Annotated in this window: 12 protein-coding genes and 1 tRNA gene; 4 read left to right on the forward strand and 9 right to left on the reverse strand. The window is 40.8% G+C overall.

Going from position 1 to position 12,329, the window contains the following annotated elements; genetic code table 11:
• Positions 1–9: 9 nt before the first annotated feature.
• Positions 10–198 carry a hypothetical protein gene (locus F947_RS14570; RefSeq protein WP_131261149.1) on the reverse strand — a complete coding sequence of 63 codons (189 nt, stop codon included), beginning with the start codon at positions 196–198 and terminating at the stop codon, positions 10–12.
• On the opposite strand from F947_RS14570, the gene F947_RS02295 reads away from it, so the two are divergent.
• Positions 179–1,375, forward strand: a complete 1,197-nt coding sequence (locus F947_RS02295) for an MFS transporter (protein WP_004971691.1) — start codon at positions 179–181, stop codon at positions 1,373–1,375. The genes F947_RS14570 and F947_RS02295 overlap by 20 nt on opposite strands.
• A gap of 64 nt (positions 1,376–1,439) precedes the next feature.
• Here F947_RS02295 and F947_RS02300 read toward each other — a convergent pair whose 3' ends face one another.
• The 5 genes from F947_RS02300 to uvrB form a co-directional block, all read right to left on the reverse strand.
• Positions 1,440–1,802 (reverse strand): winged helix-turn-helix transcriptional regulator, encoded by a 363-nt coding sequence (locus tag F947_RS02300; RefSeq protein ID WP_004971692.1) that lies wholly within the window; start codon positions 1,800–1,802, stop codon positions 1,440–1,442.
• A gap of 217 nt (positions 1,803–2,019) precedes the next feature.
• Positions 2,020–3,477, reverse strand: a complete 1,458-nt coding sequence (locus F947_RS02305; protein WP_004971695.1) for a glyceraldehyde-3-phosphate dehydrogenase — start codon at positions 3,475–3,477, stop codon at positions 2,020–2,022.
• A 268-nt stretch (positions 3,478–3,745) separates the two neighbouring features.
• Complete coding sequence (gene rarD, locus F947_RS02310; protein ID WP_004971698.1) at positions 3,746–4,666, reverse strand: EamA family transporter RarD; 921 nt, start codon at positions 4,664–4,666, stop codon at positions 3,746–3,748.
• Between the two features lie 177 nt (positions 4,667–4,843).
• Positions 4,844–5,443 carry a lipocalin family protein gene (locus F947_RS02315; protein ID WP_004971700.1) on the reverse strand — a complete coding sequence of 200 codons (600 nt, stop codon included), beginning with the start codon at positions 5,441–5,443 and terminating at the stop codon, positions 4,844–4,846.
• A gap of 170 nt (positions 5,444–5,613) precedes the next feature.
• The gene (uvrB, locus tag F947_RS02320) at positions 5,614–7,641 is read right to left on the reverse strand and encodes an excinuclease ABC subunit UvrB (protein WP_004971703.1); all 2,028 of its coding nucleotides are present in this window, start codon (positions 7,639–7,641) and stop codon (positions 5,614–5,616) included.
• Positions 7,642–7,893: 252 nt separating this feature from the next.
• Between uvrB and F947_RS02325 the strand changes: the two genes are divergently transcribed.
• On the forward strand, positions 7,894–8,682 hold the full coding sequence (locus tag F947_RS02325) for an A1S_2505 family phage non-structural protein (RefSeq protein WP_004971705.1): 789 nt from the start codon (positions 7,894–7,896) through the stop codon (positions 8,680–8,682).
• Positions 8,683–8,739: 57 nt separating this feature from the next.
• On the opposite strand, the gene F947_RS02330 is transcribed toward F947_RS02325, so the two are convergent.
• A complete protein-coding gene (locus F947_RS02330) occupies positions 8,740–8,919 on the reverse strand; it encodes a hypothetical protein (protein WP_004971707.1) in 180 nt (59 codons plus the stop codon).
• A 218-nt stretch (positions 8,920–9,137) separates the two neighbouring features.
• On the opposite strand from F947_RS02330, the gene F947_RS02335 reads away from it, so the two are divergent.
• Positions 9,138–10,373: a pyridoxal phosphate-dependent aminotransferase gene (locus tag F947_RS02335; protein WP_004971708.1), complete on the forward strand. Its 1,236-nt coding sequence runs from the start codon at positions 9,138–9,140 to the stop codon at positions 10,371–10,373.
• Positions 10,374–10,569: 196 nt separating this feature from the next.
• Here F947_RS02335 and F947_RS02340 read toward each other — a convergent pair whose 3' ends face one another.
• The gene (locus F947_RS02340; RefSeq protein WP_004971710.1) at positions 10,570–11,397 is read right to left on the reverse strand and encodes a DMT family transporter; all 828 of its coding nucleotides are present in this window, start codon (positions 11,395–11,397) and stop codon (positions 10,570–10,572) included.
• Between the two features lie 124 nt (positions 11,398–11,521).
• Complete coding sequence (locus tag F947_RS02345) at positions 11,522–11,980, reverse strand: hypothetical protein (protein ID WP_004971712.1); 459 nt, start codon at positions 11,978–11,980, stop codon at positions 11,522–11,524.
• 250 nt (positions 11,981–12,230) lie between these two features.
• Between F947_RS02345 and F947_RS02350 the strand changes: the two genes are divergently transcribed.
• A tRNA-Asn gene (locus tag F947_RS02350) sits at positions 12,231–12,306 on the forward strand.
• Positions 12,307–12,329 lie beyond the last annotated feature (23 nt).

A 12,329-nucleotide genomic window follows, 5' to 3' on the forward strand; every position in this document is an offset into this window, starting at 1 on the left:
TGCCATATTTTAGAGAATTTCTCGAATTATATTTATGCAATCGTATGCGTAGATGCTTTTTATCCTTGATTGTTCAAAACACTCATTTCTTTTAGCAATGATATGATCGTTTTTTCTTATTTCTCCTTCGCCATCTAAGTTCTTATAGTGCTTTAACCCTTGTTTGCTTTCTGCCGCCATGTCTAATGCTGTTGCCACCACAACCACGCCTGCTTTATCGCCTAAATTTATTTTACTCATGGCAACCGCCTGTGGCTTGTGTGCGGGATCGGCATATTTTAATCAGCCTTTAATTTATTCAATTGAAAAAAGTTTAGGAATTAGCACCAGTCAGGCAGGCTTTGCTGTGGTTTTGGCACAAATAGGCTATGGACTAGGTTTAATGTTACTCGTGCCTTTAGGTGACTTGCTAAATAAGCGTAAATTGATTGTCAGTCTGATGGTTTTTGCTGCGTGTTCGCAAATTTTGCTGTCTTTTAGCAGCAATTTAGCCATGCTGTATTTCTTTACCGTATGTGCCACTTTTGGTGCGATTTCTGCACAAGTGCTTATTCCATTTGCATCTAGCATCAGTCCACCTGAATCGAGTGCTGCCATTGTCGGAAAATTGATGAGTGGCTTGGTAATGGGGATTATTTTATCGCGCACTTTTGCAGGATTTGTATCAACCTATTGGTCTTGGGAAGCTGTCTATTTCAGCAGCGGCATCATCACCCTACTTTTTGCAGGCCTAATGTGGACAAAACTTCCCTCTACAGCTGCCAATAAAAATTTAACTGTAGCGGGCATTTATCGTTCTTTAATTCAGCTGGCTGTAACCCAGCCACATTTAATTCGTAGAGCCTGCGCAGGCGCTTTGGGCTTTGCCATTTTGTCCTTGGTTTTTACTTCCATGACTTTTGTTTTAGCCAATCCGCCTTATCATTTTAGTGATTTTCAAGTTGGGCTTTTTGGTTTATTGGGTGTGATTGGAATTTTCTCATCAAGTTGGTCGGGTAAAACGGTGGGCAAAGGTCGTGTGAATTTTGTCGCAATATTATGTATTGGCTTGATGTTGTTTTCTTGCATTCCACTCTTTTTTGCACAGCAGAATATTGTGGCTTATGCCGTTGGCGTATTGATGAGTTATTTTGGTCTAACTGCTTTTCACGTATTGAATCAAAACTTGGTGTACCGAATTGATGCCACCGCACGTTCCCGCATTAATGCGGTATATATGACTATTTATTTTTCAGGTGCAGCACTTGGTTCACTGACGGCGGTCTACGCATGGCAACACCGGGGCTGGATGGGTTGTGTTGTCAGTATTTTGGTATTTGCCATCGGGATTTTGCTGATTGATCGTTATGATTTTTCACATCGACGCACTATTTAATCATCCAGAATGTGCTTTGGAGTAGGAACATCTACAGCGACTTCCCTAAAAGATGAGTAATCCATTAGTGAGAAGATTGCTGTGAAGTTTCAGGCAAATGCTGTTCTAAATACTCAATCAGTTGATTCACTCTTGCTGCAATTTGTGAGCCTTCAAAAGTGAGTTGATATTCCACTTTAGGCGGCACCGTTGGGTAAACTGTACGTAAAATTAACCCATCTTGCTCAAGAGTTTTCAGGGTTTGCGCCAGCATTTTTTCACTCACCCCTTCAATGCGCTGTCTTAGCTCACTAAAGCGGTGCAAACCTTCGCTTAAACAATGCAACACCAACATTGACCATTTATTGGCTAAATGTTCTAAACGAATCCGTGATGGACAATCTTTAGCAAGGACTTGCCCGAGTAAGTGACTGGTTGCATATTGCATAACGGTATCCTTCTGTTATTTCTATTGTTCAGGCTTTGAAAGCTTGAAAGCAAAATCAAATCTACTTACTTTTTAGCATAGACTTTATTTTGGTAAGTTTAGGATAGCGTATTAGGTGGAAATTTCAACACTCATCCTTATATTTAAGAATGAAATGAATGCAAAAAAAAGAGCTTCATTTGAAGCTCTTTTTGATTTTAAATTCTGTATCTACAAATTATGCATTTGTTTCAGCAGGAACTTTAGGATAGCTTACGCCGCCCATTTGTTCAGCAATACGCAATACTTGGCAGCTATAACCCACTTCGTTGTCATACCAAACGTAAGCAGTTAAACGGTTGCCTGAAGTAATGGTTGCTTGCGCATCAAATACACCTGCAGTACGCGAACCAATGAAGTCACTTGAAACCACTTCAGTCGAGTTGGTATAACCAATTTGACCTTGAAGATTAGAGTGAATTGAAATTTGACGAATGTATTCATTCACTTCTTCACGATCTACTTCTTTCTCAAGCGTTAAGTTCAAGATTGCAAGTGATACGTTTGGCGTTGGAACACGTACAGAGTTACCTGTTAATTTACCTTGTAATGCAGGCAATGCTTTCGCAACAGCTTTCGCTGCACCTGTTTCGGTAATAACCATGTTCAATGTTGCTGCGCGACCACGACGATCAGCCTTGTGATAGTTATCAATCAAGTTTTGGTCGTTAGTGAATGAGTGAACAGTTTCAACGTGACCATTCACAACAGTGTACTTGTCATGCAACACTTTTAAAGTTGGTGTAATTGCGTTTGTTGTACAGCTTGCTGCAGAAATAATGGTATCTTCATCAAGAATGTCTGCTTGGTTAACACCGTACACCACGTTTTTCATGTCACCTTTACCAGGTGCAGTTAAAATTACGCGTGCAGCACCTGGGCATTGAAGGTGTTGTGCAAGACCTTCTGCATCACGCCATTTACCTGTGTTGTCAATCACCAATGCATTGTTGATGCCATAAGCCGTATAGTCTACTTCAGATGGGTTAGACGCATAGATCACTTTAATGAAGTTACCATTTGCGATAATTGCTTCATTTTCTTCATCTACAGAAATCGTGCCTGCAAATGGACCGTGAATAGAGTCACGACGCAATAAAGACGCACGTTTTTCTAAATCACCATCAGACGATTTACGTACCACAATTGCTTTAAGGTTTAAGCCACGGCCAAGACCAGATTGACCAATGATTAAACGCGCAAGGATACGACCAATACGACCAAAACCGTAAAGTACAACATCTTTGCTTTCTACAGTTGTTGGATTGCCCGCTAAAGATTTCACAGCGTCTGCAACAAATGCATTTACATCGCCGCCTTTTTCTTTATATTCAACAGCAAGTTTACCTAAGTCGATTTCTGCTGAACCGATGTTGTCTACTTTAGCCAAAGCTTCAAGCAATGGGAAAGTGTGAACAACTGAAAGTTCTACGTCCATCATACGAGTACGACGGTGTGCTTTCAAAATTTGAATCACAGAACGGTTAACTAAAGAACGACCAAAAACTGAAACCATGATATTTTTTTCACGGTACAACTGACCGAGTAAAGCAATCATACGTTCCGCGATTTCTTCACGGTTTTTCCAGCGACCTTGGTGCTCTGCGTGTAGGGCGATGATAGTCTCTTTGCTCACAGATACGTCCTCTAATTAATTGTATATCTAGGCATGAATTTCAAAACCCGATAATTGTAATGGAATTGTCGTCAAGATTGAATCAAAAGCTGGTACTGACCCGAATATTTTCCTATATATTCACTATAAATTCATAAAATAGTTGTAATTATTTTTGTGATTTTAGTTTTTTCAACAAAAGTTCAATTTTTTAGACGAAAAGGAGGATGATGCCAAACCTCATTATCCTCTTGGAAATTTGAATATCTCACCATAACGACGGCTTTTATTATTCAGATGACTGTTGAATTTTCCGCTGTAAATCTTGCTGATTCATTTTTTGCTTTCTTAAATGCAAGCACCCTTCAACCACCAATAATGCAACTGCCAACCAAATTGGGATATAAGTCAGCCATTCCCCTGCTTCAACTCGTTCACCTAACAACATAGACACAAAAGCCAACAGCACAGGTTCTAAATAACTCAGTAAACCAAAAATCACAAAAGGCAAATGGCGGCTGGCCAAAATATAACTGCCAAGTCCCAATGCACTTAAAAAGCCCAATCCAAGTACCGACCAAATTAAATATGGAAAAGCTGCGATGACATTTACACTGTCACTATAATAAAAGCCTAAATATACCGCGACAGGAATAACTAGCAGTAAATCCCACCAAAACCCGCCCAAGTGATCGGTTTGAAAGACCCGACGTAAAAAGAAATATAAAGGATAGGCAAATGCCACATATAAGGTTTCCCACGCCACCGTGCCAATGCGCCAGATTTCATGACTGACACCTAGCACGGCTAAGGCAACTGCTGCCATCTGCCAAGTCGATAACTTTTCTTTATATAGCACACAGCCAAGCAAAACCATGATCAAAGGCAATAAGAAATAACCCAAAGAAACCTGCAAACCACGCCCGTTAATCGGCCCCCACAAAAATAACCACAATTGCGTAGTACATAAAAAAGAACTAAAAATCAGCCAAAGTATGAATTGTGGTTGTTGTTTGAGCCGCTGAAAAATCGCGGAAATATGTTTTAAATCTCCCGACCACCACATAAACAAAGTTAGGAATGGCAAAGTTGCCAACATACGCCACGCAAAAGTTTCTTCGCTGTCTAAAGGTTTGAGTAATTGGGTATAAAAATACAGCACCCCAAAAGTGACCGATGCTAAAACCGATAGTGCAATGCCTTTATACATCCGACTCTCCCCTATATCAGTCGGCATTATACTCATATATACGTTGTTTTAGAGATTGATCGAATGTTCAAAATTTAAAATGACAGGATATAAAAAACCACGCAGCTTTTGCGTGGTCAATTGGTCTGCATACGTTTGTCTGCTTATATCTATAAGTAGCTCTGGAGCTGCTGCAACTTAGTCTGACTTTTTAGTTTGCGTATGTCTGGTATAAATCACATCACTTAAGTCATAACCGAGTGATTTGGCATAGTTCAGATATTCAGTCACGACAGCCTGATCAGGATGCGGCGTACGTGAAAGTACCCATAAATATTTACGGCGTGGTTCACCCACCAAGGCAGTTTGATAGTCATCATCTAGCTTTAACACCCAATAATCACCACGCCCTACAGGCAACCAACGAATGACTTCAGGTAAAAAGCTAACTTTGAGTTTGCTGTTAAAAGGCGCATTTTGTACAAAAGCTTCGCCCAAAGCACGCATTTGTTTGCCATCTTTTGCAATACAACGGTTATCCACCTGCACATTGCCATTTTCATTCAATGTATATGCTGCTGTTACATTTGAACCGCATTTGTTTTGGAAATATAAAGGCTTTCTTGCAACCTCATACCAAACGCCTAAATATTTATCTAATTCGACTTTTTCTACCGTTTTCATCGGTTCATTGGTTTTGGAATATGCCATAGTCGCAGCACCCAAACCAATCAGCACCACACCACCAAGGGCAATTTTGGCAAGTCGCGCACCTGCAAACGGAAGTTTTTTAGCCATTGTCCCAACCTCTAAACTCTAATGTTCAGTCAATTTTGTTTATCTTCTTCAAAAATAACCGCAAGCATTTCAATTTACTGTATGGATATGTAATTTTTGCAACTCAAATTTTACATAGCAAGTTTAGTATGCAAACTCGCACTTACACTGACAGTGCAATTCGCCCCAATTTAGCCAGATTGCAACATTTGCGCTTTTAAACGCAAAATTTCATCACGTAAACGAGCCGCTTGTTCAAATTGCAGTTCTTTAGATGCTTTCAACATCTCTTTTTCAAGTTTGGCAATATGTTTGGCATACAGTTTAGGATCAGCCAAAATGTGCTGTTCATCGTCACTTAAAGCACGGCTTTGTGCATTGATTTTTTCATCAATTTGCTCATCGTTCAGCACTTCACCTGTGTCGATTTCTTTAATCACCTGACGCACTGCACTACGTGGAGTAATGCCGTGCAATTCATTAAATTCAATTTGTTTGGCACGACGACGCTCTGTTTCATCTATCGCCTTTTGCATTGAATCGGTAATGCGATCTGCATATAAAATTGCTTTACCTTTCAAGTTACGTGCTGCACGTCCAATGGTTTGAATCAACGAACGTTCTGAACGTAAAAAGCCTTCTTTGTCGGCATCTAAAATTGCCACTAAAGACACTTCAGGCATGTCTAAACCTTCTCGTAACAGGTTAATGCCAACCAAGACATCATGCACGCCTGTACGTAATTCGTGAATAATTTTGACGCGTTCTACGGTATCAATATCAGAGTGTAAATAAGCCACTCGAATGCCGTATTCTTTTAAATACGAGGTCAAATCTTCAGCCATGCGTTTGGTTAAAGTGGTGACCAACACCCGCTCATTCAATTCTTTACGCAAATTGATTTCAGACAGCACATCATCCACCTGCGTTAACACAGGACGAATTTCAATTTCTGGGTCAATCAATCCTGTTGGACGCACCACTTGCTCTACAATTTGTTGCGATTTTTCCAACTCATATTGTGCAGGTGTAGCGCTCACATAAATTGTGGATGGGACGATGCGCTCCCATTCTTCAAATTTCATTGGACGGTTGTCTAACGCACTAGGTAAACGGAAACCATAATTCACCAAGTTTTCTTTACGTGATCGGTCACCTTTATACATCGCGCCAATTTGCGGAACGGTCACGTGCGATTCATCAATAATCAGCAAGGCATCATCAGGTACATAATCAAACAAAGTGGGCGGTGCTTCGCCTGCAGGTCGTCCAGACAAATGTCGTGAATAGTTTTCGATGCCGTTGGTATAGCCCAATTGCTGCATCATTTCTAAATCATAGCGGGTACGTTGTTCTATGCGCTGCGCTTCTAGCAATTTGTCATGTTCGCGAAAAAACACCAAACGCTCTTTTAGTTCTTCTTTAATGGTACCAATCGCACGTTCCAAATTATCCTTAGGCGTAACATAGTGACTTTTAGGATAAATAGTCACGCGCGGCACTTTACGCACCAATTTGCCTGTTAATGGATCAAACCAACGAATCGAATCGACTTCATCATCAAATAATTCTATGCGAATAGCATGCTGATCAGATTCAGCAGGGAAAATATCTAAAATTTCACCACGAATACGGTAAGTACCGCGCAAAAACTCTAGCTCATTACGGCTATATTGCATTTCCACCAAACGACGGATCAAATCATCACGATTCACCCGATCACCTTGCACCACATGCAGCAACATGCTCATATAAGCATTGGGGTCACCCAAACCGTAAATTGCAGATACCGATGCGACAATAATGGCATCACGACGCTCTAGCAAAGCACGTGTGGCCGAGAGTCGCATTTGGTCAATATGATCATTAATAGCCGCATCTTTTTCAATAAAAGTATCGGAAGATGGTACATAGGCTTCAGGCTGATAATAGTCATAATAACTGACAAAATATTCGACTGCGTTGTTCGGAAAGAACGCTTTAAACTCACCATACAACTGCGCTGCCAGCGTTTTGTTATGTGCCATGACAATGGTCGGACGCTGTGTTCTGGCAATCACATTGGCCATGGTATAAGTCTTACCTGAGCCTGTAACCCCAAGTAATAGCTGATCATGATAGCCCTGTTCTATCCCTTGAACCAATTTTTCAATGGCTTGTGGTTGGTCACCCGCAGGTTGATAGTTGGTGACTAAATCGAAAGGTTGCTTATCACTCACAAATGCAGCTCTCAGGTTTGATGCGACCTAATATTTTAGCAGATTTGCCTACACTCAGGACATCCGAATATGTTGTGGCGATGTTGCGTAGCCACAAAGCCATTGCTCGGTTTTAATTCTGTATTGGACGCTGTTAGAACGAAGATGTGCTACGACTAAATTGAGCACGGGGAAACTGCTTTAAGACTTGACCCACTGGCTATTCAAAGGCAACATGAAATTTCAGGACGACAACCATAAAAGCACACATTCATGACTTACCAATATCACGACGAATCAATTATCAAAAGCCTCCCTGAAGATACTGTTTTCGTATTTGGCAGTAACATGGCAGGACAACATGCAGGTGGTGCAGCACGAACAGCCAAAGAATTTTTTGGTGCCGTTGAAGGCGTCGGGCGCGGTTGGGCAGGACAAAGTTTTGCCATTCCAACCATGAATGAACATTTACAACAAATGCCACTATCGCAAATTCAGCACTATGTGGATGACTTTAAAATCTATGCCAAAAACCATCCTAAAATGAAGTATTTTTTAACTTCAATTGGTTGTGGTATTGCAGGTTATACGGTTGAAGAAATTGCCCCTATGTTTAAAGGCATTGCCCATAATGTGATTTTTCCTGCGTCGTTTCGTCCTTTTGTCGAAAAAGCATTGCCTAAACTAACGCAAAAATTACTACACACCATTTACCGTGATTCTGTGATTTTTACCCCTGCCACCGATGAATTAATTGAAGTCTTGGCATTGAGCGATAATGAAAAAGCCTTGGCTAAAATCATATTGAATACACAAATGTACCCAACTGACAGCAATGGGCGTGATCGGGTCTTTGAAATTCAGGATATTTTGCACAACTTAAATGGTAAGGTATTCGAGTTCCAAAATAATTCAGAAGGCCCAATGCTATTTGGTGCAGCGATTTTGGCTTTATTGGAATTGTATAATATCAACGAGCAAGATTTTAGCGATGTATGGCATGGCGTACGTGAAATCTCGCCGCCAAAACCTGCCAACAAAGCGCGTAAGCATGTTCGTTAATTTCAATACTTTTAAATCCCCATCAATAAAAAATGCCACGTAATTGTGGCATTTTTTTTAGCGCTTACCCATCGAACGACGAGTACCACGTGGCGGTGGCCAAGTCTTATCCGCATATTGCTCAGGTTTAGGACGCACCGAATTATGTACCGCCTGATCATTATCCTGCGCTGTGTTTGGCATTGGGAATGGGAGATTCACCAATGGTTTTTTTGAAGTAGGCTGCTGCTTACTCATGACCATCACTCTTATAAAATTTGGACTATTTTAAAGTTTTTTGCCGCCCGATGCGAGAAACTTCCACCTCACAGCAGTTTTAATCACGATTTCATAGGAAATTGGTCTAATTTGGTGATTTTTTATTAATTTGATGCAATTTTAAACGACGCAGACATCGAATTTAGGCTAAGATAATATGCTTTTTATTTTTTTATCCCTATAAGAAGGAATATGCCGTGGACGTACGTCTCTCTGATCGTGTCAATGCCATCAAACCGTCCCCAACACTTGCAGTAACCAATAAAGCCGCTGAACTTAAAGCTGCGGGTCATAACGTTATTGGTTTGGGTGCAGGTGAACCGGATTTCGATACACCACAACACATCAAAGATGCAGCTATTGCAGCAATTAATAACGGTTTTACAAAATATACTGCTGTTGACGGTACGCCTGGTCTTAAAAAAGCCATTATCGCAAAATTAAAACGTGACAATAATCTTGACTACCAAGCGAACCAAATTTTGGTGTCTTGTGGTGGTAAGCAATCATTCTTTAACTTGGCGTTGGCTTTGTTAAACAAGGGTGATGAAGTGATTATCCCTGCACCGTTCTGGGTAAGCTATCCAGATATGGTGATTATTGCTGAAGGCGTGCCAGTTATTGTGGAATGTGGTGAAGAACAACGTTTCAAAATCACGCCTGAACAATTAGAAGCTGCGATCACTGACAAAACACGTTTAGTGGTGTTAAACAGCCCATCTAACCCTACAGGTATGATCTACACTAAAGCTGAATTAGAAGCTTTGGCTGCTGTACTACGCAAATACCCTGAAGTATTCATTGCATCTGACGATATGTACGAACCAATCCGTTGGGATGATGAGTTCTATAACATCGCGACAGTTGCACCAGACCTTTATGACCGCACAATCGTATTAAACGGTGTGTCTAAAGCTTATGCAATGACTGGCTGGCGTATTGGCTATGCAGCGGGCCCTGCTAAACTAATTGGTGCGATGAAGAAAATTCAATCTCAATCGACTTCTAACCCAACTTCTATTTCGCAAGTTGCTGCAGAAGCTGCATTGAACGGCCCACAAGACGTACTTGAGCCAATGGTTGAAGCATTCAAACGCCGTCACGACTTAGTTGTAAATGGTTTGAATGACATCAAAGGTATTTCTTGCTTACCTGCAGATGGCGCATTCTATGCGTATGCAAACATCAAACCATTGATTCGTGCGAAAGGCTTAAAATCTTGCACAGAATTCTCTGCTTGGTTATTGGAAGAAACTGGTGTTGCCGTTGTTCCTGGTGATGCGTTCGGTTTAGGTGGTTTCATGCGTATTTCTTATGCAACTGCAGACGAAGTACTTGTAGATGCGCTTGCACGTATCAAAAAAGCTGCTGAATCAATTGAAGGTGTAGATGAAGCGATTGCTTCAATCGAAGCTGAAAAAGCTGCAAAATAATCTAAACCTGTTTAGATGAACAAAACCCACGATTGAATCGTGGGTTTTTGTTTTTAATTGCGTTTTTTCACTCACTATTTCCCCTTCTTTCTGAGGAGAGAGATCACAAACAACGCTTTAAAAAAGCCTCACAATCATTTCTTGATAGATATAAGAAATTCAATAAAAGACCAAACCCGCTGCAATCTAAACGGTTTTATACACGTGGTTTAGTTAAAATCACCATCAAAATACCACACAACACAATCAAGGTTGCCACGACCATCAACAGGGTGAGTTGTTCACCTAAAAAAATCACACCGCCTAAAATCGCCAAACACGGTACAGAAAGTTGCACAGTACTTGCGGTAATGTGATCAATTTTTTTCACAATGCTGTACCACAACACATACGCGCCAGCCGAAGCCAATGCACCCGACAACACTGCCAAAACCACACCCTGCCAAGTGATAAAACTTTCGGGTAAATACCAAAGAAAAAATACAGCAACAAGTGGTGTCGCCAGAATGAAATTAGATAGAGTATTGGTTAAAGCATGCTGCATCGTCTTTGCAGCAATACTGTAAAAACCCCATGCAATACCTGCCAGTAACATCATCAATGCATATTTGAACGTTGGCGTACTGGCTTCAGGCAATAGCAACAAGCCCATCCCCAATACAGCACAGCCTAACCCGACCCAGCGCGGCAAAGTCATGCGCTCACCATGCAAAATTGCATAACTGATCATGGTGATTTGCACTGCGCCAAATAGAATCAATGCACCAATGCCTGCATCTATATGCAAATATGCCAACGAAAAACCGAGTAGATATACAGCAAGGCTTAATGCAGATTTCCATTGGAATTGAATTGGTTGTTGAACCTGCAAAACAGCATAGAATATGCCTAAGCACACTGCCCCACTGCCAACCCTGAGCAAACTAAAACTCATAGGGTCAATTTGCTGTTCAGCCAATGCCAAACGACACAGCAAAGAATTTGCAGCAAATGCGAGCATGGCAATGCATATTTTAATCCACACGGCTGAATATCCTTTTCAAGCTGTTCGCAAATTTTTATCACAGTTTATAACACTATTTTGGTGCGAGTCATTTAACTCGATTCAATGCAAATCTATTTGGCTGGCAATGATCAATCATCATAGATTAAACACTGTTTTTCAACGCAGTAATCAGTTCTGATTTAGACACTGTAGGTTGAGATGTTCCTTTATATTCACATAAATAGCGAAAAGCAAAGTCTAATTCTACACGCAATTGTTTTTGTTCAGACACAGACCACACGCGTGAACGGTTACTCCCCGAAAGCGCGCTGCCCGCCAGTTGGTACAAATACAAATCATGATCACGCTGCAATGGTTTTTTTGTGCCGTTGTCTGGATGGTCTGAAAGCAATTGGCAGGTCGATTGAATGAGCCATTTTTCACTAAACCACAACTGCAATAAATCGCCCAAATACAAATCTTGAGGTGCCAAAGGCCAGACATGAATAAACGCGCCTTCTACAGCAGTGTAGTATTGTTCAGGCGTAGACAAGATAGAAAGATAATGTTCTTGATAATAAGAAAATTGAGAAAAAATGTCAGAAATGCTGAGCGTATTCATTCGCTTACTCCGATTTAGCCATTTTAGTGCTGGCAAGTTGGGTTAAATCCACACTGTTTAAGATGCTACTTAAACGCTTTGTTCTGTCACTCAGACTAACAACCGATTTTGTGTAACGCAAGTCTTGTGGGTGATTTTTTAATAAAATTTTGTTTTTTGTTCAAATAAAAAGCATATAAAGTCAAAATGAAAGAAACATGACAATTTATGCTTGACCCTTGCTTAAATCTGCTTATAATCGCATTCAGATTCTCCCATAGCTCAGTCGGTAGAGCGACGGACTGTTAATCCGCAGGTCCCTGGTTCGAGCCCAGGTGGGAGAGCCAAATTCTAAAAAGCCCAAGCATAA

Origin of the sequence: Acinetobacter towneri DSM 14962 = CIP 107472, assembly GCF_000368785.1 — a bacterium.
Taxonomy (GTDB): domain Bacteria; phylum Pseudomonadota; class Gammaproteobacteria; order Pseudomonadales; family Moraxellaceae; genus Acinetobacter; species Acinetobacter towneri.